General features: G+C 58.9%; 24 protein-coding genes and 1 riboswitch. Of the genes, 6 read left to right on the top strand and 18 right to left on the bottom strand.

All coding sequences use genetic code 11. The features are described 5' to 3' along the window. Window positions 1-19 precede the first annotated feature (19 nt). Window positions 20-1597, top strand: a complete 1578-nt coding sequence (locus ACR0B8_RS07870; protein ID WP_226688249.1) for a bifunctional metallophosphatase/5'-nucleotidase — start codon at window positions 20-22, stop codon at window positions 1595-1597. A gap of 63 nt (window positions 1598-1660) precedes the next feature. Here ACR0B8_RS07870 and ACR0B8_RS07865 read toward each other — a convergent pair whose 3' ends face one another. After that, entirely contained in the window at window positions 1661-3313 is a 1653-nt protein-coding gene (locus tag ACR0B8_RS07865; protein WP_170359249.1) for a tetratricopeptide repeat-containing sulfotransferase family protein, read from the bottom strand. Window positions 3314-3368: 55 nt separating this feature from the next. On the opposite strand from ACR0B8_RS07865, the gene ACR0B8_RS07860 reads away from it, so the two are divergent. Together ACR0B8_RS07860 and mnmH are read left to right on the top strand one after the other, a co-directional pair. Then, on the top strand, window positions 3369-4034 hold the full coding sequence (locus ACR0B8_RS07860) for an SOS response-associated peptidase (protein ID WP_170349278.1): 666 nt from the start codon (window positions 3369-3371) through the stop codon (window positions 4032-4034). Between the two features lie 44 nt (window positions 4035-4078). Next, window positions 4079-5131: a tRNA 2-selenouridine(34) synthase MnmH gene (gene mnmH, locus ACR0B8_RS07855; protein ID WP_170359247.1), complete on the top strand. Its 1053-nt coding sequence runs from the start codon at window positions 4079-4081 to the stop codon at window positions 5129-5131. Here the strand turns inward: mnmH and selD are convergent. The 7 genes from selD to ACR0B8_RS07820 are packed head-to-tail and all read right to left on the bottom strand — an operon-like array spanning window position 5122 to window position 13211. Then, window positions 5122-7281, bottom strand: a complete 2160-nt coding sequence (selD, locus tag ACR0B8_RS07850) for a selenide, water dikinase SelD (protein WP_226688250.1) — start codon at window positions 7279-7281, stop codon at window positions 5122-5124. The genes mnmH and selD overlap by 10 nt on opposite strands. 5 nt (window positions 7282-7286) lie before the next feature. After that, on the bottom strand, window positions 7287-7670 hold the full coding sequence (locus ACR0B8_RS07845) for a Na+/H+ antiporter subunit G (protein ID WP_170349275.1): 384 nt from the start codon (window positions 7668-7670) through the stop codon (window positions 7287-7289). 10 nt (window positions 7671-7680) lie between these two features. Beyond that, the gene (locus ACR0B8_RS07840) at window positions 7681-7950 is read right to left on the bottom strand and encodes a K+/H+ antiporter subunit F (protein ID WP_058282485.1); all 270 of its coding nucleotides are present in this window, start codon (window positions 7948-7950) and stop codon (window positions 7681-7683) included. Further along, a complete protein-coding gene (locus tag ACR0B8_RS07835) occupies window positions 7947-8444 on the bottom strand; it encodes a Na+/H+ antiporter subunit E (protein ID WP_170349274.1) in 498 nt (165 codons plus the stop codon). Before ACR0B8_RS07835 ends, ACR0B8_RS07840 begins: the two co-directional genes overlap by 4 nt. After that, entirely contained in the window at window positions 8444-9988 is a 1545-nt protein-coding gene (locus ACR0B8_RS07830; protein WP_170359243.1) for a monovalent cation/H+ antiporter subunit D, read from the bottom strand. The genes ACR0B8_RS07835 and ACR0B8_RS07830 overlap by 1 nt, the downstream gene beginning before the upstream one ends. Next, complete coding sequence (locus tag ACR0B8_RS07825; RefSeq protein ID WP_170349272.1) at window positions 9985-10344, bottom strand: Na+/H+ antiporter subunit C; 360 nt, start codon at window positions 10342-10344, stop codon at window positions 9985-9987. Before ACR0B8_RS07825 ends, ACR0B8_RS07830 begins: the two co-directional genes overlap by 4 nt. Beyond that, window positions 10344-13211: a monovalent cation/H+ antiporter subunit A gene (locus ACR0B8_RS07820; protein WP_170359240.1), complete on the bottom strand. Its 2868-nt coding sequence runs from the start codon at window positions 13209-13211 to the stop codon at window positions 10344-10346. The genes ACR0B8_RS07825 and ACR0B8_RS07820 overlap by 1 nt, the downstream gene beginning before the upstream one ends. Before the next feature lie 212 nt (window positions 13212-13423). Here ACR0B8_RS07820 and ACR0B8_RS07815 point away from each other — a divergent pair, with 212 nt between their 5' ends. Beyond that, a complete protein-coding gene (locus ACR0B8_RS07815) occupies window positions 13424-13897 on the top strand; it encodes a rhodanese-like domain-containing protein (protein ID WP_170359236.1) in 474 nt (157 codons plus the stop codon). Further along, complete coding sequence (locus ACR0B8_RS07810; protein WP_480658028.1) at window positions 13894-14709, top strand: CE1 family esterase; 816 nt, start codon at window positions 13894-13896, stop codon at window positions 14707-14709. The genes ACR0B8_RS07815 and ACR0B8_RS07810 overlap by 4 nt, the downstream gene beginning before the upstream one ends. Here the strand turns inward: ACR0B8_RS07810 and mdoH are convergent, their stop codons facing one another. From mdoH to ACR0B8_RS07775, 7 genes are all read right to left on the bottom strand, one after another. Then, window positions 14710-16578 (bottom strand): glucans biosynthesis glucosyltransferase MdoH, encoded by a 1869-nt coding sequence (mdoH, locus tag ACR0B8_RS07805; protein ID WP_226688251.1) that lies wholly within the window; start codon window positions 16576-16578, stop codon window positions 14710-14712. Further along, window positions 16575-18074, bottom strand: coding sequence for an OpgD/OpgG family glucan biosynthesis protein (locus ACR0B8_RS07800; protein WP_480658030.1), 1500 nt, complete (start codon window positions 18072-18074; stop codon window positions 16575-16577). Before ACR0B8_RS07800 ends, mdoH begins: the two co-directional genes overlap by 4 nt. Next, window positions 18071-19288, bottom strand: a complete 1218-nt coding sequence (locus tag ACR0B8_RS07795; RefSeq protein WP_170505392.1) for an OpgC family protein — start codon at window positions 19286-19288, stop codon at window positions 18071-18073. Before ACR0B8_RS07795 ends, ACR0B8_RS07800 begins: the two co-directional genes overlap by 4 nt. 32 nt (window positions 19289-19320) lie before the next feature. Then, the gene (locus ACR0B8_RS07790; RefSeq protein WP_226688253.1) at window positions 19321-20691 is read right to left on the bottom strand and encodes a tetratricopeptide repeat protein; all 1371 of its coding nucleotides are present in this window, start codon (window positions 20689-20691) and stop codon (window positions 19321-19323) included. Between the two features lie 181 nt (window positions 20692-20872). Further along, window positions 20873-22057, bottom strand: coding sequence for a CaiB/BaiF CoA transferase family protein (locus ACR0B8_RS07785; protein WP_226688254.1), 1185 nt, complete (start codon window positions 22055-22057; stop codon window positions 20873-20875). Further along, window positions 22044-23663, bottom strand: a complete 1620-nt coding sequence (locus ACR0B8_RS07780; RefSeq protein ID WP_226688255.1) for a thiamine pyrophosphate-binding protein — start codon at window positions 23661-23663, stop codon at window positions 22044-22046. Before ACR0B8_RS07780 ends, ACR0B8_RS07785 begins: the two co-directional genes overlap by 14 nt. Before the next feature lie 79 nt (window positions 23664-23742). Then, window positions 23743-24201, bottom strand: coding sequence for a DUF302 domain-containing protein (locus tag ACR0B8_RS07775; protein WP_170349262.1), 459 nt, complete (start codon window positions 24199-24201; stop codon window positions 23743-23745). A 141-nt stretch (window positions 24202-24342) separates the two neighbouring features. On the opposite strand from ACR0B8_RS07775, the gene ACR0B8_RS07770 reads away from it, so the two are divergent. Continuing rightward, the gene (locus ACR0B8_RS07770) at window positions 24343-24687 is read left to right on the top strand and encodes a DUF1636 family protein (RefSeq protein WP_226688257.1); all 345 of its coding nucleotides are present in this window, start codon (window positions 24343-24345) and stop codon (window positions 24685-24687) included. On the opposite strand, the gene ACR0B8_RS07765 is transcribed toward ACR0B8_RS07770, so the two are convergent. From ACR0B8_RS07765 to ACR0B8_RS07755, 3 genes are all read right to left on the bottom strand, one after another. Then, window positions 24684-25178, bottom strand: coding sequence for a hypothetical protein (locus ACR0B8_RS07765; protein WP_170359223.1), 495 nt, complete (start codon window positions 25176-25178; stop codon window positions 24684-24686). The two genes, ACR0B8_RS07770 and ACR0B8_RS07765, sit on opposite strands and share 4 nt — an antisense overlap. A 67-nt stretch (window positions 25179-25245) precedes the next feature. Next, entirely contained in the window at window positions 25246-25944 is a 699-nt protein-coding gene (locus ACR0B8_RS07760) for a CbtA family protein (protein ID WP_226688259.1), read from the bottom strand. 4 nt (window positions 25945-25948) lie between these two features. Then, entirely contained in the window at window positions 25949-26119 is a 171-nt protein-coding gene (locus tag ACR0B8_RS07755) for a CbtB domain-containing protein (protein WP_170349258.1), read from the bottom strand. Window positions 26120-26155: 36 nt separating this feature from the next. Next, a riboswitch (cobalamin riboswitch) is annotated at window positions 26156-26362 on the bottom strand. Between the last annotated feature and the right edge of the window lie 14 nt (window positions 26363-26376).

Raw genomic sequence — 26376 nt, 5'->3', positions numbered from 1 at the left:
AAAAACAAGGAGTATGAAGATGTTCACCCGCTTTTTGGCGTCTGCTGCAGTTCTGGGCCTAACCGCAGGTATGGCCGCAGCCGATTATAAATTGACGATTCTGCATACCAACGATTTCCACGCGCGTTTTGAGCCGATCAACAAATACGACAGCGCTTGCGATGAGGAAGACCAAGCAGAAGGCAAGTGTTTCGGCGGTTCGGCCCGGTTGGTTACTGCGGTGAATGACGCGCGCGCGCGGGCCGAAAACTCGATCCTGGTCGATGGTGGGGATCAGTTTCAGGGTTCGTTATTCTACACCTATTACAAGGGCAAGGTCGCAGCCGAGTTCATGAACAAGCTGGGGTATGACGCGATGACCGTGGGCAACCACGAATTCGACGATGGCCCCGAAGTGCTGCGCGGTTTCATCGACTCGGTGGAATTTCCGGTATTGATGTCGAACGCGGATATTGCCGACGAAGAGTTGCTGATCGACAAGATCAAGAAATCGACTGTCATCGAAGTGGGCGGGGAAAAGATCGGCCTGATTGGCCTAACACCGGAAGACACGCATGATCTTGCCTCTCCTGGTCCAAATATCAGCTTTTCTGATCCGGCCCCCGCAGTGCAGGCCGAAGTGGACAAGTTGACCGGCGAAGGCGTTAATAAAATCATCGTTCTCAGCCATTCTGGCTATGGTGTTGATCAACGCGTAGCGCAGGAAACCAGCGGGGTGGACGTAATTGTCGGCGGTCATTCGAACACTTACCTGTCGAACGTGTCCGACAAGGCAGCGGGTCCGTACCCGACCGTGGTCAACGGTGTCCAGATCGTCCAGGCCTATGCTTATGGTAAGTTTCTGGGTGAGTTGAAGGTAACCTTCGACGATGACGGCAACGTGCTTGAGGCGGTTGGCGAGCCATTGATCATGGACAATACCGTGACCGAGGATCAGTCCGCGTTGGACCGTATCGCCGAACTGGCCGTACCGCTGGACGAAATCCGCAATAAGGTAGTGGCGAATGCAGCAGACGCCATCGAGGGGGACCGTTCTGTCTGTCGTGTTCAGGAATGTGAGATGGGCAACCTGGTCGCTGACGCCATGTTGGCACGTGTTGCCGATCAAGGCGTGCAGATTGCGATTGCCAACTCAGGCGGGCTGCGGGCCTCAATCGACCCGGGCGAAGTAACCATGGGCGAGGTGCTGACGGTGCTACCATTCCAGAATACCCTGTCTACCTTCGAGATCAGTGGTCAGGGGGTGATCGATGCGCTGGAGAACGGCGTAAGCCAGGTCGAAGATGTAAAGGGCCGCTTTCCGCAGGTTGCGGGTCTGACATTCATCTGGGATCCAATGGTTGCGCCGAACGAAGGGCGCGTGTCCGAGGTCATGGTTGCCGAGGGTGATGGTTTTGCGCCAATTGACCCGGCAGCGACATATCTGGTTGTGACCAACAATTATGTCCGCAACGGCGGCGACGGGTACAACATGTTCGAAGGCGACGACAAGAATGCCTATGACTTTGGTCCGGACCTGGCAGATGTCACGGCTGAGTACTTGGCTGAAAATGCGCCCTATCAGCCTTATCTGGACGGCCGTATCAAGCAGAAGTAACTCTGCGACATAGCAAAGAAAAAGGCCGCATCCCTGATGCGGCCTTTCGTGTTTCGGGCGCACTCAGCCCAAATCGTATTCGGGCCAGAGCGCGGGATCGAACCCGTCAAGCATGGGGCGTAGATGTTCGGACACGCTCTGCCATCCACCAATGGATTTGGTCGAGATCTTATTGCGGACCTGATCGATACTGGCCGTTCTGACCTGCTTGGTGTTTTTCTCGGGATGCATCATGGTTTCGTTCCATTCGATATCGCAGAACGCAGCAACCTGTTGGCTGTAGGTTTTCGGATCGGCCACTAATTTTTCATAAGGAACGGTCAGTATGCGGTCACCGAACACGGTATCCCAATGTGCCATATAGCGGCGGTACATATTCGCCGAATGAGCAATGGCTGTCAGGTTCGACGCATAACGCATCCCACCAGCCGGGAACCGCCGGATCCATTTCGACAACCCCACATCACGGGGGTCACGTAGCATGTTGATGATCTTTGCATTGGGAAAGGCCGCCAACAAGAAACCAACAAGCTGATAGTTGTGTGGCATTTTGTCAACGAACGCGACCGATCCGTCAGGAATCGGTGGCATCAGTTCGCGGAATTGCTGCGCAAATTCAGTGGCTTTTTCAGCGTCAAAACGCTGATTGCCCAATTGGAATTCATGCGACAGGTCAGACGCCAACGTCAACTCACCACACCCGGCGATATCGGGCGCCGAACTTAGCATCATCTCCATCAACGTGGTGCCCGAACGGGGCTGACCCAGAACGAAGATCGGAACTGGCCCATCGCTTAGTCCGGCTGCCCGTAAATCGGTTCCAATGGGGAACAGACCGGTGATCTGGTTCAGCTTTTTCTCTTCCTCAGCGGCGTCGTACGGGTTGCTATCGTGTTGTACCTTGTTGGCTCGCACAAATTGAGGCATGGCGGCATTTAGATCGTCAATTACCGAGATCAGGTGTGCCTTGGCGAACTCCAACTCTTGATAGTCTTCGTCCTTGTTGGCGATTGCGGTCTCGACCGCCTCCATCAGTTTCGGGCCGTCATCCTTGGAGGTTACAAGGGACAACTGCAGCAAAGCGCTCATGTTTTCGGGATCTGTTTCCAGAATACGCTGCAAGATTTCCTTTGACCCGTTTTTGTCACCGCTTTGGTGCAGGTTCACGGCCTTTGCGAAAGCAATCTTTATGTTTTCCGGTTCCAACTCAAAGGCGCGAGAAACATCGCGCGAGTGGTCCTCGACAAATCCAATTTTCGAATAGGCACGAGCCCGTTTGCCCAGAAGGTTCACATCGTCGGGCTCGGCTTGCAGCTTCTTGCTCGCATGTTCAATGACCAGGCGCCAGTTGCTGCCTTTCAGGTGAATCTCATCCAGGACGCGGTTCAGTTCTTTGTTGTTTGGGAACTGTTCCAGCTTTTGTTCAGTATATTCCAGCGCCCTGGGGATCTGTCCGGTCTGCATAAGCGCATTTGCCAGGTTTTCCACGAATTGAGGGTCGTCTGGCTTTATTCGTGACGCTTCTACGAAATGCGGAATAGATTTCTTGTATTGCTTCATTTCGGTCAGCACAAAGCCCGAGATGGCGTGGAAATCAGAATCCTTGGGGAATTTCTTAACGCCCAACTGTGCCTTCTTCAGCGCCTGTTGCAGCTTGCCTGCTTCCAAAGCAGCCACCGCCTTGCCTTTGAGGGTATTCGCTGTTTGATTTTGCATGTGACCCCGTGACACCCTGTGCCTGTATGAAACGATTATTGATGGTTCTTTACCCATGTGCGGACGGTTTGCAATAACCCTTCCAAATGACGCAATGGCGCAGCTGTTTTCAGCACGGCCTGCAAACACGTTGCCTGCTGTGCCGAACTTCAATGTTTGCCCGACAAATCAAGTGCATGTGGTGCGCGTTGGCGAAGGCGGACGCCAGTTGGATTCGCTGCGCTGGGGGTTCCTGCCGCATTGGTACAAGACTGAAACCGCCGGTCCTTTGCTGATCAATGCGCGTGCCGAAACTCTGGCCGAAAAGCCTGCATTTCGCGCCGCCTGCCGCGAACGACGCTGCCTGATCGTGGCAACAGGGTTCTATGAATGGACCAAAACTGAACAGGGAACACGTCTGCCATGGTACATCCACCGCAAAGATGGCGCACCGATTGCATTTGCCGGGGTCTGGCAGGATTGGGGCTTTGAGGGTACGCAGCAGGGCACTTGCGCCATCGTAACAACACCGGCAAATCGCCACCTCAGCGCCGTTCATCATCGGATGCCACTGATCCTTGAGCCTGACGATTGGCCTTTGTGGTTAGGGGAGGCGGGGAAAGGCGCGGCACGTTTGATGCAACCCGGGGCCGAGGGAGTCTTGGAGTTCTACCGCGTTGATCCAGCAGTGAATTCGAACCGGGCCAACGGGCCGGACCTGATTGAACCTGTCCCGGCGTGACTGGGCGCCTTTTCATTTCAAAGATCGCAGGATAGACCGTTGGCATGGCTTTGAAATTTACTGATCTGCCCGGCCTTTATGCGCATGATTTTGACACTGTGATCGACGTGCGCAGCCCTGCTGAATTTGCAGAGGATCATCTGCCCGGCGCCATCAACCTGCCAGTGCTTAATAACGATGAACGCGCGCAGGTAGGTACGATCTACGTGCAGGAAAGTCCGTTTCTGGCCCGCAAGCTTGGCGCAGCGCTGGTGTTTCGGAACGCGGCAAATCACATCGAACACAGCCTGTCGCACCACGAGGGCAGTTGGAAACCTTTGGTCTATTGCTGGCGTGGGGGTCAGAGGTCGGGGTCATTCACATGGATGTTAAAACAGATCGGCTGGCGGGCCGAAGTGGTCGATGGCGGATACCGAGCCTATCGCCGATTGGTGAATCGCTACCTCTATGACGATCCATTGCCGCACCGGTTGGTGGCCCTCGATGGGTATACGGGCACAGCCAAGACTGACCTGCTGCTGCATTTGAAGGCGCGCGGCGTTCAGGTTCTGGACCTCGAAGACCTAGCCAACCACCGGGGATCTTTGCTAGGTGACATGCCGGGCGGGCAGCCCAGCCAGAAAGCCTTCGAGTCCGCTCTATCTGCCGCATTGTGCGGCTTGGACCCAGCGCGCCCGGTGGTTGTCGAGGCTGAATCCTCCAAGATCGGGTCGCTGATCCTGCCGCCAAGCTTGTGGACCGCGTTGCGGACGGCACCGCGGATTCAGGTGTCCGCTTCCCTTAAGGCGCGTACCGCTTATCTGGTCAAGGCTTACGACGATATCCTCTCGGATACCGAGCGCTTGCGCGATCGCCTGACTCCGCTACGGTTCCATCGAGGACACGATGTGGTGGAAGGATGGCTAGCGCTGATCGATGCGGGGGATAAACGGGCGCTGACGCGGGCGTTGATGGAACAGCATTATGACCCGGCCTATGCCAAATCCTCCAAAACACGCGCCGTCAAGATTATCGCGCAAATCGACGTGGCGGCGCTGGACGATGCGGGCCTGAACGCCGCAGCCGTTCGGGTTGAAGAAATTCTGGGTCAGCTCTGAAGCCGCAAACCCGGAGTGTCAGTCAGATGCCCGATGATGATCGCCGGATAGCACGCGTGCCTTAGCTGTTCGCACAATTCGTGCGCCTGATCGGATGCGACGGCGGCCAGTAATCCCCCAGCAGTTTGCGGGTCAAACAGCAGGTCGGCCTTGTCCGAGGATGGAATGCCCGGAACGATTGCGCGGTTGTCCTCGAAGATTGTCGACCGGACACCTTGAGCGGCCAATTCCAGCGCGCCAGTCATCAGAGGGATCGTGTCCAGATCCAAGACTGCACCACAATCCGAGGCTTCGCACATGCCCATCAGATGCCCGGCCAGTCCAAATCCGGTTACATCCGTCATCGCATGTGCCCCGGCCAGAATGCGCGATGCTGCGCCTTGCGGCTGAACCATTTGCCGTAAGGCATCGGCCACCCAACTACCATCAGCTTGCCCCGCCATTTCAGCGGCCATCAACACCCCGCTGCCCAGGGGTTTTGTCAGGATCAATGCATCCCCAGGACGTGCCCCGGACAAAGTGATCGGGTCTTTGTCGCACAGTCCGGTCAGAGTGAAGCCGATGGTCATCTCATCCCCGAGTGAGCTGTGACCGCCCACGATTTCTGCCCCGGCGTGGCGGATGACCTCGGTGGCCGTCGTCATGATCTCGGACAAGGTGCGGTGCTGCAATTGCGGGGACATACGCGGCAGGATGATCGTTGCCGTCGCCGCCTGTGGGTTGGCCCCCATGGCCCAGATATCCCCCAGTGCGTGAACAGCGGCGATGCGCGTCATCAGCCCTGGGTCATCCGTGAATCCGCGCAGGTGGTCCGAGGTCATCACTTGCCGCGCTCCGCCGGTTGTCAGCAGGGCGGCGTCGTCCCCGGGCAAGGGGGTGATGTCGTCCCGGTTCGGCTTTGGCAGGCCACTCAGAACTGTTTGCAACGCGCCGCGTCCAACCTTGGCCCCACAGCCGCCGCACATGGGTTTTTCCCCCAGGGTTTCTTGCATGCCCGCTGCATGGTGGCGCGGTAGGGCGGGGCGTGCCATCTGGGGCAGGTTGCGGAATTTATTTATGAAGCTCTGGTCGATATGGTTCTTCCATCGCCACATCACAGGCCCGCTGAACGAGGTTCCAAGACGTTCGGCCAGTGCCGATTTACCACCCAAAGAGATCAGTTTTAGGTAGTCTTTCTGCGGCTGATATCGCCGCATCTTCCCGGCCCCCAGAGCGACCCGCAGATTGTTGAACAGGACCGGAGCCTCTCGGACCGCATAGACACCGGCCTTGGGACGAGGGTTATCGGCAAGATGGGCGCAATCTCCGGCGGCAAAGATCGCCGGATCGCTGGATTGCAGATGGGCGTCCACGCGGATGTAGCCGTCATGCAGATCAAGGCCCGTCTGGGTGATCCAGTCATAGGGGCGGGCACCGGCAGCCCCGGTTATAAATTCGGCGGGAACCTTGCGGCCATCCTCTAGCAGAACATGATCCTGTTCGATGCGTGAAATCGCGGCATGCTCGATCAGCTCAATCCCCAGATCGGCCATCGCCTTACGAATGGTCGCGCCCGCCTTGGTCCCCGTCGCTGCCAGGGCCCGGGCATTGTCGATCAGTGTCACCTGCGCCGTGCGGGTTTTGGCGCGAAGGGCATGAGCCATGGCCATAACCAGTTCTACCCCCGCGACCCCACCGCCGATCACGGCGACTGAGGCGGGGCCGCTGCCGTCCAGATACTCCGCCCACCTGGAGGCAAACGGTCCCAGCGGCTTGGCGGGAACTGCATGGTCAGCAAATCCGGGCAGGGCCGGCATGTCCGAGGTGATCCCCACATTGACCGACGCCACATCGAAGGCCACGGGTGGTCGGCCAGGCACGTGTATCTGACGCCGGTCGATGTCGATACCATCAACCGGGCCCAGGATCACGCGCGCACCGGCAAATCGGGCAAGGCGCACCAAATCAATGTCCAGCTCCCAACGCTGGTAATGTCCGGCGACGAAGCCTGGTAGCATACCGGAATAGGGGGCATTGGCACCGGGGTTGATCACCGTCACCCGCGCACCGGGCAAAGGGTTCATGCCCCATTTCCGCAGTACAAGCGCGTGGGTATGCCCGCCGCCTATCAGAACCAGATCACGGGTCAGGGGCAGCGGAGGGTGATGCATGGAATTCAGGTCTTTGTGTGGTCTGGTACGTCTTCGACCTGCTCAACCGCGTGAGTGGCCCAAAGCTCATCCTCACCCGCATCTGGCAGATCATCGGGCTTTTCATGGCGATGAATATGCCATTTGGCAATGAACAGGGCCGTGATCGGCGCAGTCAGGAACAGGAAAAGGGTGATCAGCAGCTCGTGCAGGGAAATATGCTGCTCGATTACTGCCGAATGAAAGATCGACGCCAGCAGCACACCACCCACACCTAACGTCGTCGCTTTGGTTGGGGCATGAAGACGCGACATCGGGTCCTTCAACTTTATCATCCCATACGAGCCCACAAAACCGAATATGCCGGATACGATCAGAAAGAAGGCGACTAGAAACTCGATTATGAACATTGGGGCGCCCTCACTCGATGATATTGCCGCGCAGCATAAAGCGCGCATAGGCTACGGTTGAGACAAAACCCAGCATGGCGATGATCATGGCGGCCTCGAAAAAGATCTCGGTCCCCAGAGCCAGCCCGTAAAGAATCATCAGCGCAATTGTGTTGATGACCATCGTGTCCAGCGCCAGAACACGTGTGCCCACACCCTCGGCCGAGATGATCCGATATAGGCACAGCATGATGGCCGCCCCGAAACAGGCGAAGGCAAACCAGATCGCAATCTCGATCATTCGAAAATCTCCTTCAGACGGCGCTCATAGCGTTGTTTGATCTGGTCGCGCACCTCATCCACGTTGGGCGCATCCAGGCAGTGAACCAACAGGTTGTGGCCTTGCGCCGACAGATCGCAACTGACCGTTCCGGGGGTCATGGTGATGGTTCCAGCCAATACAGTGATCGCTTCGGGGGTGCGCAGTTCAAGTGGGATACAGACCCAGTTGGGCTGTCGGTCGGCATCGCGTTTGAACAGGATGATACGGGCCACGGTGATATTGGCCATCACGATATCCCACAGCACCACCAGCATATACTCGATGATCATCGGCCAGTTGCGCAGTTTGGGTCTGTCGGGCCAGTAGGGCTGAGTAATGAAGGGAATGATAATCCCAAGCAGCAACCCGAACACCAGAGAGTTCAGTGAAGGCGAATTCGCCAGAAGCATCCACACCAGCGTCAGCAGGATCGTCAGATGCGGGTGGGGGAATATACGATGCAGAAGTCTCATTATTCCTCTCCTCCCAGAACGGCTGAGATGTAGTTTTCGGGTGTGAACAACTGTTCAGCTGTTTTGCCAGCGTAAGTCAGGGCAGGGCCCGCGAACAAGGTCAGCATCACAAGCCCCATGACCAAGCCAAAAATGGCGGTGAAGGCCAGTCCAGGGTTTGGTTCGGGTGCGGGCAGGGCTGGTGCTTCCTCGTCATCTTCCACCTCGGGCGCCGGGTTGTGTTGTGCGTCATGGCTTTTCCAGAAGATCAGCGTGCCTGCGCGCGCCAACCCGACGATCGTCACGAACGACCCGATCAGGATCACTGCCCAGATTGCGTTTGCATCCGGTGCGTCGCGCGCCGCATCCAGCACTAGGAGCTTGCCGATGAAACCCGACAGTGGGGGCATTCCCGCCATCGCGATTGCCCCAACAAAGAACAGGGCCGAGACCAGCCCGCTTTGCGCCATCGGGGCCGTTGGCGCGATGGCCCCGCCCCGGCGTTCCATCACTAGGTCAGCCACCAGGAACATCAGCGCCGTGGCAAGGGTCGAATGAAAGATGTAGTACAGCGCGGCAGTTGTGGCCGTTTCGGTAAACAGTGAAATTGCGATCAACAATGTGCCCATTGATGCGATGGCACAAAAGGCCGTCATCCGTGCGATGTGCTGCGAGCCCAGAATACCAATGGCACCCACGGCCAGCGTTAGAAGCGCGGCAGGTTGCAGCCAGTCGCCCAGCAATCCTTGCGTTACAGCCACATCGGGCCCAAAGACCAGCGTATCGACGCGTAGGATTGAATAGGCACCCACCTTGGTCATGATCGCAAACAGTGCGGCGACGGGCAAAGGTGCATTGGCGTAACTGGCAGGCAACCAGAAATGCAGTGGCAAGACGGCCGCCTTGATACAAAAGACCAACAGCAACAAAACCGCTCCAACCCGCAATAGGGCGGTATCCTCGGGCGGAATTTCGGCGACTCGAACAGCCAGATCGGCCATGTTAAGCGTTCCGGTCACGGCATAAAGCGTGCCGAGCGCAAACAGGAACAAGGTCGAGCCCAACAGGTTATAGGCCACATATTGCACCCCGGCCTTCAGCCGGACCGACCCGCCCCCATGCGTCATCAAGCCGTAGGAAGCGATCAGCAGCACCTCGAAGAAAACGAACAGGTTGAAGGCATCGCCCGTCAGGAAGGCACCGCAGACGCCCATGAGCTGAAAGTGAAACAGCGCGTGAAAGTGTTTGCCCCTGTCGTCCCACCCGGACGCAATAGCGTATAGCACAATGGGCAAGGCGAGCAGGGCGGTCAGCAAGACCATCATCGCAGACAGGCGGTCTAGCACCAGCACGATGCCGAAGGGCGCAGGCCAATCGCCCAGCTCATAGACCAGAATATCGCCACCTGCGGCCTGCGCGGTGATGGTCAGGGCAATCCCCAGCAACGCCACTACACCGGCGACCGAGAAGATGCGCTGCAGGTCCAAGTGATATCGCAGGACCATGATGATGAACGGGGCCAGGATCGCGGGCAGGACGATCGGCGCTACGATCCAGTGGTTCATGCGTCTTCTCCCGCGCCGTCGACGCTGTCTTGTGCGGTCATGTCGATATGGTCATCCTTCGACGACAGATAAGCGGACAGCGCGATCATCACGATCACCGCCGTCATACCAAAGGAAATCACGATGGCCGTCAGCACCAGCGCTTGTGGCAACGGGTCGGTATAAGGAACCTCTTCGTATTTGTTCAGAACCGCAGGCGCATCCAGCGCCAGCCGCCCGGTGGCGAACAGGAACACGTTCACCGCGTAGGTGATCAGCGACAGCCCCAGAATGACAGGGAATGTGCGGCGGCGCAGGATCAGGAAAATCCCGGCGGCGGTCATGATGCCTACGGCTGAGGCTACGAGCGCTTCCATCAGGCCTGCTCCTTCTTATCTTCGTCTTTCGATTCGTCCCGTAGCGGGTTGATATCCATCGGGAACTCTTGCGCCATGCCCGGCTGCCACGCGAACCGCGACAGGCTGTCCAGCGCCAGCATCACCGCACCCAGCACGGCCAGGAACACGCCGGTGTCAAACAGGATGGCGGTGGCCCATTCGAACTCTTCCAGGGGTGGCCAATGGAGATAGCCGAAGTCGCTGGTCAGGAACGGGCGTTCGTTGAACCATGCTCCAATCCCGGTGGCGGCAGCGATCAGAACACCCCAGCCGATGGTGCCGTGATAGTAGAACCGCTGTCGTTCGATGGCCCATGTGTAGCCACTGGCCATGTATTGCATCAGGAAGGCAATCGCGACGATCAGACCGGCAATGAACCCGCCCCCCGGCTGGTTATGGCCGCGGAAAAAGATATAGGCGCCAACCATCAGGGCAATCGGCATCATCACGCGGGTTGCCACAACCATCATCAGCGGATGTGAATCCCCTGATTGCGGCCAGTGCGGCTTGCGGTTCAACAGATAGCTGCGGACGTTGGTGCCCAGAACGGCCTCGGTCAGGGCAAAGATGATCAGGGCGGCGATGCCCAGCACGATGATCTCGCCAAATGTATCAAAGCCCCGGAAGTCCACCAGGATCACGTTGACCACATTGGTACCGCCACCGCCTTTGTACGAGTTGGCCAAGTGGAACTCGGAAATCGTGGGAAAGGCAAAATCCCGCAGCATCAGCGCATAGATCAGCGCGCCGGTGCCAAGGCCGGCCACCACTGAAATCGCCGCATCCCGCCAACGCCGCGCCGCGCTGCTGTCCCACGGTGTATCCGTGGGCAGGAAGTTCAGCGACAGGAGCAACAGGATCATCGTCACCACCTCGACCGAGATCTGGGTCAACGCCAGATCCGGGGCCGAAAGATAGTTGAACGCCATCGAAACGATCAGGCCTACGACGCCGATCAGCACCAGCGACAGCAGACGATTGCGGTGGAACCACATGATCGCCAGCGTCGCGCCCACCAGGCAAGTCCAGCCGATGAACGGAATGATCTGAATGGGCAGGGGCTCGCGCGTTTCGGGGCCTATCGTGCCGGTTGAATAGGCGTAGTAGCCAAGCCCGACGGTGAACGCGACAAGGATGATGGCGTACCGGCTGATCACACCATTATGTAATGTGTCGGTGATCCAGCGGCTGAGTGCGGTAAACGCGCCGATGACAGCCTCGAAGATGACCTTCGCTTCGGGGCGGGGCAGGGCGTTCCACAGCTGTTCGCCACGACGGTGTAGCGCCAGCAGGAACAGACCGCCTAATGTGGCTACGGCCGACATGTAAAGCGCGGGCGTAAAGCCATGCCAGAGCTTCAGTGAGTAGTAGGGCAGCTTCTCTCCACCAATTACGGCGCTGGATACAACCGCGACCAGAGGCCCAACGAGCGCGGCCGAATACAGCCCGATCAGCACAACCAGCACCACCAGGAAGGCTGGAGCCAGCCACATACCGATAGGCGGATCATGCGGGTGGTGCGGATAATCGTTGCGCTGCGGGCCAAGGAAGACATGCCCGACAAAGCGGAAGGAATAGGCAGCCGAGAACAGTGCCGCCAGCAACGCCAGACCCGGTACCAGATAGTGCGAGTGCAGCCAGGTGGTGTGGACTGTCTCCTCAAGCATCATTTCTTTGGACAGGAAGCCATTCAGCGGAGGCAGACCGGCCATGGACAGCGCGGCAATCGTTCCGATGGTAAATGTGATCGGCATCAACTGACGCAACCCGCCCAGACGTTTGATGTCTCGGGTTCCGGTTTCGTGGTCCACGATCCCGGCGGTCATGAACAGAGCACATTTGAAGGTGGCGTGATTGATAATGTGGAATATCGCCGCCACAACTGCAATCTTGGTGCCAAAGCCCAGCAGCATCGTCACCAAACCCAGATGCGACACGGTCGAAAACGCCAACAGTGCCTTAAGATCGTCTTTGAACAAGGCAATGCAGGCCCCGATCAACATGGTCACCAGACCTGTGGTCGCCACGATATAGAACCACGCATCCGTCCCCGCCAGAACCGGCCACATCCGGGCCATCAGGAACAGTCCGGCCTTCACCATTGTGGCTGAGTGCAGATAGGCAGAAACCGGCGTCGGTGCCGCCATCGCATGTGGCAGCCAGAAATGGAACGGAAACTGCGCCGACTTGGTAAAACAGCCCAACAGGATCAGGACCAGCGCGGGCATGTAATACGGTGAGGCTTGGATCAGCTCTTTGTTTTGCAGGATGACGCTTAGGTCATATGAGCCCACGATATTGCCCAGAATCAGCATCCCCGCGATCATCGCCAGTCCGCCGCCACCGGTGACGGCAAGCGCCATCCGTGCGCCCTGACGTCCCTCGGGCAGATGTTTCCAATACCCGATCAGCAAGAATGAGCTTAGCGAAGTAAGCTCCCAGAAAATAAGCAAAAGAAGGATATTGTCTGAGAGAACGATCCCGACCATCGCGCCCTGAAACAGCAGCAGATAGGTATAGAACTGCCCCATCGGATCTTCGCGTGACAGGTAAAACCGCGCATACAGGATGATCAGCAATCCGATCCCCAGGATCAGCAGGGCAAACAGAAACCCAAGACCGTCCAGCATGAAATTCGCGTTCAGCCCCAGCGCCGGTATCCAGTCGAACCGCGCCGTGACAACCTCTCCGCGCATGACCGACGGAATGTGAATCAACAGCCCCATAAGCGCCAGAAAGGTGGTCAGCCCGGCGGCTGATGCTGCTGCGTTTCGTCCTGCCCGGATCAGAAGGGCTGGGAATACAGCTCCGAGGAAGGGAAGGGCCGCGATGAGGAATAGGGACAAGTGCGATACTCCGATCTGGGCGGTCAAATGTAGTACTGGTTTTTAAGGATAATTTTCTAACTGTCCAGCTATTGCAAGTTTTACCCGCAGTCCTATCGCCATCGATTGGGGTGCGAAACAATGACGCGATCTTGATCTGCCGGTTGAAATTCAACGCGGATTCGAAATTCGGGCTGTGATAAGCACATCCCATCGGATCAGGAGAGAGCTGCGTGGCAGACAAAGCAAACCGAACACGCCGATGGGTTCTGTTGGGCGGTGGCGCCGTCATCGTTGCTGGCTTTGCTGTTCGGGAATATCGTTTGATCCCGCAAGATTACGCGGGTGACAGGCTGAGTGTTCAGGACGCGTATCAGCAAGCGGTGTCTGGGGATGTGTTGTTGGTCGACATTCGCACGCCGCGGGAATGGCAGACCACGGGCGTTGGCCAGGGAGCGCATCCGTTGGATATGCGCCGCGATGATTTCGAACAGGCGCTGGCACAGCTGACCGGCGGTGATCGGAACGCGCCTGTTGCATTGATTTGCGCGCGTGGGGTCAGGTCGGCTCGGCTGAGCAACAGATTGACCGAGGCAGGGTTCACAAACATCATTGACGTCCCAGAGGGTATGCTGGGGTCCGCCGCAGGGCCGGGATGGGTACGGGCCGGTTTGCCGGTTGAACACAATACAGGAGAGACAGGATGATCCGGGCATTTTCCTTGGCAGCGGGTTTGACATTCGCCGGGCAGGCGGGGTTGGCGGCTTGTGCCGATCAGGAAGGCATGTGTGAGACGGCTTCGGGTGGGTACCACATCGAATTGCCCGTAGCGGATAACCCACCGTTGGTTGTCTTTCTGCATGGCTATGGGGGTTCGGCAACCGGTATTTTGAAAAACCGCAGCATGGTCGAGCCTTTGCTGGCGCGCGGTTATGCGGTCATGGCCCCCGAAGGGTCAGAACGAAATGGCCGCCAAAGCTGGAACTTCTTTCCAGGTTGGGAGGGGCGGGATGAAGCCGCCTTTCTGACCGAAGCGGTACAGGATGCCTCGGACCGTTTCGGTGTGGACGCGGATCGGGTGGTTCTGGGCGGTTTCTCGGCCGGGGCGTTCATGGTGTATTACCTGGCCTGCGCGGCACCCGATACGTTTTCGGCCTATGTACCGGTGTCTGGCGGTTTCTGGCGACCGCATCCCGAAAGCTGCGAAGGTCCGGTACGGATGTTCCACACCCACGGCTGGACCGACAATGTGGTGCCGTTAGAAGGACGCATTCTGGGCGGTGGCCGGTTCCATCAAGGCGATATCTTTGCCGGGCTGGAAATCTGGCGGGTTGCCAATGAATGCGTCGATACCAAGCCCAGCGGTTTTTCAACCACCGGTCAGTTCATGCGACGCAGATGGAGCGGGTGTGCCGAAGGCGGCATGCTGGAATTCGCGCTGTTTCCCGGTGGCCACTCAGTGCCCAAGGGTTGGGCGGACATGATGGTGGACTGGTACGAAGGCCTGCCGGGCGGCTAATCACTCGGCAGGGGTCATGACCGTCTTACCCTCGATCAGGCGCTTCAGTTCGTTCCGATGACGCCGGGCGGATTGCGTGATGGCGGGCTCGTGAAAATCCTCTTTCATCCCGACCATGCGCCGCGCGGTACCAGCTGACACACCGCTGAGTGCGGAGAGAGGGATCGCCAGCGCAAGGCTGATGGCAATCGGGGCGAGCCAGATCGACACCAGACCGGACAGGATGCCCACACTCAGTGCGATGCCACTGATGGTTTCCAGCATGTGGCACAAGATCAGCGTTTGCAGGCTATAGCTGCCACCATCCCGCGCCTGCGGAGACCAACCTTTTTGCAGACCAAGCGCCGTCCGGAATACTGCGATCATCTGTTGCACCATCAGGATCGGAGCGTAAAGGATCGACAGGATGACCTCGGCCAGAAACGACGTCAGGAATTTGGAACCGCCGCCGAAATCCGCATAGCGCACTCCGCTGAGGGGCAGCGCCACTACGCCCAGCACCTTGGGGGCCAGCAACATCGCATACATCACCAGAATGATCAGCACATGGCGGGTTTCCGACATCTCGGGCCATTGCGGGAACAGCGGGTTGTCGGGGCTGAAATAATGCAGGACCGAGGCATCCTCGCCCTGACCGATCAGCGCCCACATCACCAGCAAGGCGAACCACAGCGGCGACATTAGATAGCCCACCGCCCCGTGGAACATGTGGAACCGCGACACTGCCCGGAACCCGGCAGACCCCAGCAGCTTCAGGTGCTGCAGGTTGCCCTGGCACCAGCGACGGTCGCGTAGCGCATGGTCGATCAGTGTGGGCGGTGTTTCCTCGTACGAGCCGCGGATGCGCGGCAGGAACCGCACGCCCCAACCGGCGCGACGCATCAGACCGGCCTCGACGAAATCGTGGCTCATGATCAGCTTTTCCTGACCATTCAGGCTGAGCAGTTTTGGTAGACCAGCGCAATTGGCGAAGGCCTTGGTGCGGATAATCGCGTTGTGACCCCAATAGTTGCCCTCTTGCCCACACCAGCGCGCCAGACCTTCGGCGAATGCAATGCCATACACGCCGTTGGCAAACTGCTGCATCCGGGCAAAGACCGATTGCGCGCCGATCAGTTGCGGATAACTTTGGATCAGGCCCGCGCCAGAATCGCGCGCCAGTGAATCCGTCAGGCGTAGGATGGCACGGCCCGTCATCAGACTGTCGGCATCCAGCACCAACATCGCATCCCAATCCGCGCCCCAACGGCTGACCCAGTCGGCGATGTTACCGACCTTGCGGTCCGTGTTTTCTTCGCGACGGCGGTAATACAGTTCTAGACCCGGGGCCAGCGTCGTTCGCAGTGCCTCGATACTGGCCTGTTCCTGTGCTGCGATCTCGGGGTCGCGGGTGTCGGACAGGATAAACATGGCATAGTGGTGTTGACCACCCCGCGCCTGCAAATCCTCGAGCATCGTGCGGGCATTGCCCAGCACGTTCCACGGCACCTCGTTATAAACCGGCATCAACAGCGCCACGCGCAAGGGCTGTGGACGGCCCTCGCGTTTGGGCTGTTCCTGCCGCGACAGGGAAACCATGCCTAGCAGCACGGTGCAGACCGTGAAGGAAATCCAGAAGAAGTTGAACGAGATCAGCGCCAGCAGGATGGCTTCGATCAGGTTGATCCCTTCGGCCCCAAACCAGTCGCTCATTACCCACAGCAGGCCTAAAGTCGCGGCCATCGCAGGCGAAAACGCCAAGGCGCGCCAGAACCCGACTGAGGGGCGCTGACCCTCGGGCACTTGCGCGTCACGGAAGCCCGCGCTGAAATCTTGCGCGGGCATGGCCAGCGGTGCCTCGGGCGGCATGATATGCAAGTCTTCGGTCATACGGTCCAACGGTAGAGCCAGACCTCAGAGGCAGGCTGTTTGTCTTTCAGCAACTGCGCGCGCAGTTCCACGTGGTTCCTGTCACCCGGCTGGAAGGAAAAGGCCAGTCGCAGCCCGCCGGTGTCCGGGTTGCTTTGCAGCACGCCCTCGGACGTTTCGGCGTGGGGTGAGTTGACGAAGATCGTCATCGCCTCGGGGTCTTCGAACAGCTCAGAGGGTTCAAAGTCGATGACGGCCAGGCGCCCTTCGCCAAAGGTGTTTTCACCCATGGCGGTGTTGATCACGCGCGGCATCGGCGTACGCTGCGGCTCGTCCCCCCAGATCAGACGGTAGGACAGGTCGACCTGGCTGCCCGCTGCGTATGGCTCCATCGGACGCCAATAGGCGACGATGTTGTCATAGATCTCCTGATCTGCCGGAATCTCAACCAGCGTTACAGTACCTTTGCCCCAGTCGCCCTTCGGTTCGACCCAAAGGCCGGGGCGTTTGTGGTAATTCGCCTCAAGATCCGCGTAGTCCGAGAACTCGCGTTTCCGCTGCATCAGGCCGAACCCGCGCGGGTTCATGTCAACGAAGGACGAAATCTGCAGACGCGTCGGGTTTGCCAACGGTCGCCACAAAACTTCTCCGGCACCGTTGCGGATCAGCAGACCGTCGCTGTCGTGGACGGCGGGGCGGAAATCGTCGAACCGGCTGTGATTGGTCTGGTCGAACAAGAACATCGAAGTGCCCGGCGCGATTCCGACATGTGTTAGCTCTTCGCGCGGGAACAGGGTGGCCTCGATATCCATGACGCAGTCTGCGCCTGCGGTGACGTTGAACCGATAGGCACCTGTCACGCTGGGGCTGTCCATCAGCGCGTGAACCACCATGTCACGCTGGCCAGGTATTGGGCGCTCCAGCCAGAAGCGGATGAATTCGGGGAATTCCTCACCATCCGGATCGCCGGTTTTCAGCGCCAGACCACGGGCGGAGAGGCCGTAAACCTCGTGCAGGCCGATGGCGCGGAAATAGCTGGCACCCTGCCAGACGCAGAACTCGTCGGTTTTGCCGGGGCGATGCATCTCGGTGCGTAGGCGCAAACCGGAAAAGCCCAGCGTGTCGTCGATCGGAAGTTCAGGCACATCCTCGGATTTGTCGAACATGCTCAGATCAAACGCGACCGGCGTTGCGAAACCATCCTCGACCGTCGACACCTTCACGGTGCGCGGGAAGTATAAGCCGGGTGTGAAGAAATCGACGTTAAAGGGCGTCTCGGTTTCAAACCACAGCGCCCGGTCCAGGCGGAACCGGATCGAGCGGTATTGCTGATAGGTCAGGTCCTGCCATTCCTGGGGCACCATTTCGCGTTCCGCATAGGGGCGGCTGGCAAGATCCCGGGCCATCGCGATGACGTCATTGCGGTCAAAGGGGGTTTCCCCGCCGGTGGCAAATGTGGCAGGCGCAAAGGCAAGCGCCGAAGTCGAGGCCAGAAATGCACGACGTGTAAAATTCATTTCTTTGACTTCCAAGGTTGTGATTTGAACCAAGCGGCCATGTATGCCACCCCGATGATCATCGCAAAGCCAATCATGTTAGCGATGAACACACTGGCAACATCCCGCCCACTCAGGTCCAGTCCGACGCCGATAAGCCGTGCTGCTGCCATGGAAAAAACGAAAACCGCCAGCGATTGCTGCCCGACTTTGGTGATCACGGTCAGCAGGAATTGCCAAATTTTGGCCGCCGCGCCGTGACCGGTGGCGATCAGGCGATGGCCGTGTTCTCCCGCAACGACCCAGCCCAGATAGGCCAGCGACAGGAAGTGCAGATACCGGAACAGGCCAAAATCGGTCTTGTCGCGGAACTCTTTCGTAACGGGCCAAACTTTTCGGATTTCGTCGGCCAGATCGGGGGCTGCTGCGTTGATCCATGTGAACACTTTCCATGAGCCAAACGGCATCGAGAAGATCAGGAACAGCGCCGCTGCCCAGATCAGCGTTTTCGAGACCGGGGGGGCGGGAATCCAGCCGCGCATGAAAGCAAAGCCGGTGAAGAACAGCAGCTGCCAGCCAAAGGGGTTGAAGAACCACTGTCGATCCGACCACGGCTCGGCCGGCAAGTCCAGAACGTCGGTCTGCGCCACGAGCCACAGCGTGACTGAGGCCAAGGCAACCGCCCAGAACCCAATCCGTGACAGGCACATGACCAGCGGCATCATCGCCAGAACCACCAGATACATCGGCAGGATATCGAAGTAATTGGGCACGTAGGTCAGGGTGAACAGCCCGACGATCTGCGGTGCAGGATCGTTAAAGAAATGCTGCAGATTCAGCGAAGAGATATAGTTTTTTTCGAACAATCCGCTTTCATTCAGCGCGGCCATGGACATGGCGACAAAGAAGAACAGTGCGATATGTGCCCAGTAGACTTGCCAGATGCGGAACGCCACGCGGGCGGTGCCCAACCACCAGCCCTTGCGCAGGAACGCCCCGCCGAAGGCGATGGCCGAGGCCATGCCGGAACAGAACACGAAAATTTCGGTCGCGTCGGAAAAGCCGAACCGCGCGGGGATCCATTTGGCCCAGGGGTCATTGGGGATATGTGCGATCAGGATGATGAACATCGCGATGCCGCGGTAAAAATCCAGGCGCGGATCACGCACACGGGCAGGGGCGGCCGCCGAGGCGGCCACAGGCGCAAAATCAGAAGCGGGCGATGCAGTCGCCATACGTGTTCTGTCCTTCTTGGTCTTTGTTTTTGTTATTCAGCCGGGACGCTTTGTGCGTCTCCGTTGTCGCGGGCCGCGTCGATCAATGCGCGGCGCGCAAGTGCGTAATTGTCCTCGCCTCCGGCCCGTTTGGCGCGGCGATCGTCCAAGATGCGCTCGACAGCATCCAGACGGCCCGCGCGCAGGCCCGAATCAATGGTGATGCGCTCGAATACATCACGTTGGGCGTGGCTGCCACCTACCAGTTGCATGCCATTGCGCGCGCTCGACAAAAAGTCGAATGCGGCGGCGTACTGCCCCTCACCAAAAGCCTCAAGCCCTTTGGAGGCTGCAATACCCGGGTCGGACATGCGGACCGGAGTATCGCCTTGATTGCGTTGCGCGTCTTTCTGGATGCGCTGCAACATCTTGCTGGTCGCTTCGTTGCGGTTATCACCAGTCAATGCCAGCAGATAGTGAAGGTCGGCGAAGACCACGCAGCCATCCTCGGTCCGGGCCGCGCTGAGATCGGCCAGCTCTTCCCAGCGATTGCCTACGTCGACGCCTTCCAGCTCTAGGCGCGACAGCAGTGAGGTCGCGTTCGAGATATCGCGGTAATCGTCCGTTTTGTCCTGGCGAACGTGGGTATCGTACAGCTCCATCACCTGGTCGACCTGACCGAGGTCCAGATGCATCAGTGCCTTGTGCCACCAGACGTGATAGCGGAAGTTGTTGCAATGGGTCCAAGCATCCTCGCGTCCGGCCAACCAGTCCAGACCCAATTGCGCATTGCCCTGCATCTCGTGCACGTGGGCCACCGCATGCAGACCCCAGGCATCATCCGAAACCATCCAAAGGGCTTGGCGCCCGGCAATCTCGGCCTTTTGGTATTCGCCCGTTTCCTCCAACGCGAAAGCGTGACAGCCCAGAAGATAGCCACGTCCTGGGTGATCCGGTTCATAAGCGGCCAAGACCCGCTCGATTGACCGGCGCATACCGGTCGGGTCACCCAGAACGAACCGGGTTGCGTGGCTGAGTTTCATCGCCAGAGTATCCTGCGGATGGGAGCGCAGAATCTGCTCAAATTTTTTAATCGCCTGCGAGGGCAGATCTTCCAGATACAGGCCAAGCGCCTCGACATACATGCGCTCACGTTCAGAGATCGGTTGCCGTTCCATCGCGGCTTTGGCCTCTGACAAGGCCTCGACCGCGACCGCCGTCATCTCACGCCGGCCCAGCAGAACCATGAACAGCCCCTTGATGGCGTGACCCAGGGCAAAGTCGGGCTCAAGCTCCAGCACCTTGCCCAGATGTTGCGGAGTAATGGCCGCATGCGCCATGAACCCAAGCAGAACACCGTTCCACGCCTCGACGCTTGCCGAATGGCTGAGGGTGTTCATCTGTCCGAAAACATCCTGTTTCATGCGATTGGTCCGATCCAATTTTAATTTTCTACACTATTCGATGTAGCAGAGACTCTGACGGCGTCGTATCAGTATCGCCTCTGCTCTCGAATTGGTGAAAAGCCGTGTGTGTAAAACGTGAAAAAAACCGCCGATTCAACGGCATGTTTCAGCAACATGCCGCCGAAACGGACACAGTGTTTCAATCTTCGAATGGATTTTTGGCGTTCAAAACGGCCTGAGTGTCCGCCCCGAATTCGGGCGGGGCAGCGCGATAGGTGACCGGAGTGCGTGACAATTTCAGCGGATTCCCGATCAGCTGCACCGGCCCTGGTGCTGCCTGCATGGCGATCTGCATTTGTCGAGCCGCGACCTGATCCGAGGCAAAAACCTGATCCAAAGTCCGCACCGGGCCGACGGGTACTTTGCGGTCTTCCAGCTCGGCGATAACGGTGGCAGTGTCATGGGCTTGAACCGCCGGGCGCAGAACTGCGTTCAAAGCGTCGCGATTTTCCAGGCGCGCCGGGTTGGTCGCAAAGCGCGGATCATCGGCCAGCTCGGGCCGCCCGATAAAGTCGCAGAAACGGCGGAACTGTCCGTCATTGCCCACGGCCAGAATCACATGGCCATCCGAGGTTTCGTAAACGTCATAAGGCACAATGTTGGGATGCCCGTTGCCCCGCCGTTGCGGAACATTGCCCGAGGTCAGGTAATTGACGCCCTCGTTGATCAACCAGGCAACTTGTGAGTCGACCAATGCCAGGTCGATCTGCTGGCCTTCGCCGGTTTGATCCCGGTGGCGCAGAGCGGCTAGAATGCCAACGCAGGCATACATTCCGCACATCACATCAGCGATGCCAACACCCACCTTCATTGGTGCGCCTTCGGGGTCGCCGGTCAGCGACATGATCCCGCCATAACCTTGCGCCATCAGGTCATAGCCGGGCTTGGACGCATTCGGCCCGGTCTGGCCATAGCCCGAGATCGAGCAATAGACGAGGCTCGGGAACTCCGGCGATAGCGTGGCGTAATCCAGCCCGTATTTCGCCAGCCCGCCGGGTTTGAAATTCTCGATCAGGACATCGGCATGCGATGCCAGCCGTTTGATTTCAGCCTGGCCTTCGGGCGTAGTGATGTCGATGGCGACGGATTTCTTGTTGCGGTTGGCCGACATGAAATACGCACTCAGGTCCGAGCGGTTGCCCTGAGCGTCTTCAACGTAAGGAGGGCCCCATTGCCGGGTATCATCGCCGCCACTGGCCGGGTTTTCGATCTTGATGACGTTGGCGCCCAAATCGCCCAGCAGCTGCGTACAGGTTGGCCCAGCCAGAATGCGGCTGAGATCCAGCACCTTGACGCCTTTCAGCGGTCCCTCAGATCCGGCCATCATATCCTCCACGCTCGATTTCTGCAGCGATGACAGTAAAGCGGTCGGCTTTGACCGCCTGCTCCAGCGCCGACCGCAGTTCTGCGCGGTTGCGGACGGTATGTCCATAGCCACCAAAGGCTTGCCCCATGGCGGCAAAGTCGTGGCGGTCGAAATCCACGCCCATATTGCCCATCTGACGCTGGCGCTGTTTCAACTCGATCAGCGCAAGACTGGCGTCGACAAAGACCAGAAAAATCGGATTGCAGCCCATCTCGGCTGCGGTCGACAGCTCTCCGGCAACCATCAGAAAACCAGCATCGCCCGAGAAACTGATGACCGGGCGGTCAGGCTCAGCCAGTTTCAGGCCAATGGCCATCGGTACGGCGCAGCCCATGGTACACAGGGCCGAGGATTGGATCAGCCCGCGTTCTTCGTGGCACTCCCACATCTGGCTCAGCAGGATGCGATGCGCGCCGCTGTCAGCGGTGGCCAGCGTATCAGCGGGCAGGGCGGCGCGAGATTCGGCGATCACGGCCGCCGGGCCCCAGTCATCATCCACGGGGAAGGCCTGCGCTAGCGCGGCCTTAACTTGCGCGGGTTCACCACCCGGCCACGTCGCTCGGGCGGGGTTCCCCTTGGCGATGGCTTCTAGCGTGGCGCCCGTGTGGGCGACCAGATTCAACCCGGCTTGATGCATGTAATGATCGTTGACGACGGCCGAGATATCGATGACGCGCTTTTCCTCGGGGTCCCAGATCTCGCGCCAGCCAGGGCGCATTTCAATCGGGTCATACCCCAGACACAGCACCAGATCGGATTGTTCGACCAACGGCACCAGATGCTTGTCGGCCAAGGGCGACAAACCTGCGCCGCCCAGGCACAAAGGATGATCCTCGGGCACGACGCCCTTAGCTTTGTAGGTGGTCACGAAGGGGATTTTGAAATGTTCCAGAAACGCCTGCACCACATTGCGCGAGTCGTCATAAAGCACGTCCAGACCCACGATCGCGATGGGGCGTTCGGCCTCGGTCACCCAGCGGCGGGCTTTCTCAACACAGTTCCCTTCGGGCGCGACCGCAGCGGGTTTGACCAGACGGCGGCGTTTGCTCCCGGATACGCGCGTATCCGCGACCGAGATCGGCACGTCAATATGAACCGGACCGGGGCGGGGCTGTGTGGCCAGCGAAACCGCTCTGTCAGCAACCACGTCTGCGCCTTGGGCCGTCAGCGTGAACGTGCCCTTGGTGATCGAGCGGTAAACCTGCGCGTGATCCATCACCTGATGAGTATAGGTCAGTGCCTCATCCGCATCGACACAGCCGGTCAGAACGATCATCGGCACCCGGTCCTGCAGCGCGTTGGCCACAACGTTGATCCCGTTCATCGCGCCGGGGCCCAGAGTGGCCACCAGAATAGCAGGCGCGCCATCACGGTGGTGAACCGCCTCTGCCATGAAGCCGGCGGCGTTTTCGTGTTTGGTCAGGTGAAAGGTGATCCCAACCTGTTCCAGAGCATCCACCAGCGTCAGAACCTCTCCGCCTGGCATGCCAAAAGCGTAGCGGCATCCGGCCTCGTATAGTCTTTGGGCCAAAAGGTCAGCCGCGCGGGGGGAGAGGTCCTGCATTCGTTATGCTCCGAAGTTTTCGTTGCTCAGCAGATTGCGGAGGACGTAGCCAGACGCAAGCAGGTTCACGTCAGTGTGACTATTTGGCTGCGGATTCCGCCACTGACTGAAACTTTGTGTCAAGTTCTTGGGCAATATCGCGCAAAGGCTCTCCGCCCTCGTACACATAGGGGGCAAAGACAAAGCTGGGCGTTTTGTAGGACAGGGTGGCGGTGCCGTCGTCGTTCTCAGTCACGTAAAAACGAATGGGCGCTTCGATCATTGCACTGACAGAGGTTTCCAGAACGCGCACGGCATAGTCGTTGTTGAAGGCACCGATCACCAGATTGCCGGGTATAGTGATGCCACGGGCCGCAGCCGCCTTGGTCGGACCAGCCTGCGTGACCACGATCAACCCGTTTTCCTTCACCGCAGCCTTCGTATCCGCGACCAGTTCCTCATAGCTTTTGACGGTTGGATACACTGCCCAACCCGACAATGGTTCCTCGGCCCGGACAGGCAGGGCGAGAAGACAGAGCAAACCCAAAAGCGTGCGCATGACGGTGCCTCGTTCAATGTGACTGTCTGAGTGATGCCAGAAATTCGAGTTCCGCGCACGCACATTTCCGTGCGTATTCAGGATTGCGCCGACGTCCAGAAAGCCGCAGAAACATGCAAACCATCAAACACGAGGCCACACGTGGACCCGATACGCCTATTGATTTGCAGCAGTTGTGCGGGAACGCGTGACCGAGTGGCCGAGAGGCAGGCCGTGGATAACGCGCTGGTGCGTGCAGGGCTGAATGGTCGGGTCGTCATCTCTGATCACGCCTGTTTCAGTGGCTGCGCTGAGCCGACCGCATTGGCATTGCAGGCCGCAGGACGGGCGTCTTACGTGTTTTCGGGGGTCGATATCGTTACCGATGCCGAAGACATCGTCGCGACCTGCAAAGCCTATTTGGACAGTCCCGCAGGTTGGATCGAAGACGCCCGACCCTGCGGGCGACTTCGGATGTGTTTGCGCGCGCGGATACCGGCGCTTTAATCGACCTGAACGGTCACGGCAGCGCTGACCGGTACGTTGTCGACCGTCAGTGCGCTGTGGCTGTTTGCGTTCAGCGAAACCGAAACCTCGACCTCTCCCTTCGGAAGGTCGGGGATGTGTATCCAGTTGCCGTAGAGCCGGGCTAGTTTCTCGCCATTGATGTAAACATGCGCGTGGCCTTCGCCGTCTACGTCGGCTGTTGACGCGTTTTCCGGGGCAAACCGGAAATTCTGCGGCATGACGTGCAGGTTCCACCCGGCCATCGGGTCCTGGGTCAGCGCGATTGCAACGCTGGGGGCGTCCGCCCCTGCGGGCAGGTTTACCGTGGTCGAATGGTCATGGGCCATCGCTTCGGCATGCGCGCCGCCGTGATGGGATGGATCGCCATGATCGTGGCCGTCAAACGTGACGCCATTGGCTGCCGCTAGCACAAAACCAGCACCACCACCGAACACAAGGCCGATTGCAAAAAGGGCAAGTGAGCGTGCCATTTTTTCTTTCCTTTAGGGCAAAAAGAAACGCGCCGGGCAGAACCCGGCGCGTCATTATATAAGAGGATCAGGCCGCTGCTTCGACGCGTTTGCCTTCGCTTTGCCAGAAATACCCGGCAAAGGCACCGACCAGAACCCAGGCCACCAGACCGATGCCAAAGGCGCGAGCGGCGAACAGAGCGCCGATCTCGGTCGGGACGGGGCCGGTGAACACATCCGGTTCGGGCGCACCGATCAGATGGGGTGCCAGCAACAGGGCTGCTGCGATCACATAGCTGATCAGGTTGCCGCCAAACGCAATCAACCACAGCGCAACAAGCGCAGCACCAACAGTGGCAAACCACCAGACCTGTCGGGCATAGACGTCAGCCGCCGCTACACCAGGCACCTCTGGTGCCAGGGTAAAGCCAGGCGCCAGATGAAAGGCGATGAACCCAGCCAGACCCCAAAGCACGCCGGTGCGGCCATCAATCGTGTGGCCCTGGCCTTCGGCCACGGACATCAGGGCAACCATCAGCAGCGCGTAACCGGTATAGGTCAGCATGGTGAAAATGACGCTCAGCGCGTCACGGGTCAGTTCCGAGAACATGTCCGGTAATTCGGGATGCGCCGAAACGGCTTCGGCTCCGAAGTGCACCAACTCGCCGGATTCGTACAGCTCCGCGTGCAACAAAACAGGTTGCACAAAGACCAACTGCAGCAAGGCGGCTATCAGCCCCGCTGCAGCACCAGCGAACAACGCGCTGGTCAGTATACGACTGAACATGGTCTTAGTGGCAGGGGAAGCCGGTCGCGTGGCGCACGTCGTGTGCTGCGTCATGCAGCGCCGCGGCCTGTACGTGACCGGTCAGGGTGATGATACCCAGACCCAGAACCACCGCGAACATGACCGGAAGGATACCAGCGCGCGAGGCGGATGCTGTTTGCGTTTGTGTTGCCATCTTTTATTCTCCTTTGCCGCCGCACCCGACGGCCGGTGTTTCAATTGTCGCCTGGCAGGTCTCCTGGCTTGCGGGTCGATGCCTCTGTTCGCCTTCCCCCTGAGAACAGGAGTGGCTGGTTGAACAGGGGCTCTCCGCTTACAGTCGCGGGGGCGGCTGTGGATTTGGCTGCCATGGCAGTCGCACCACATTCCCTCTTAGCATCCGGATGTCTCCGGCAGGACCAGACGCGTTCATTTAGCCTCTATGGTGCCGCT

The sequence above is a fragment of the Ruegeria sp. BH6 genome, from assembly GCF_056538105.1.
This window is presented reverse-complemented; position numbering and strand designations above follow the sequence as displayed.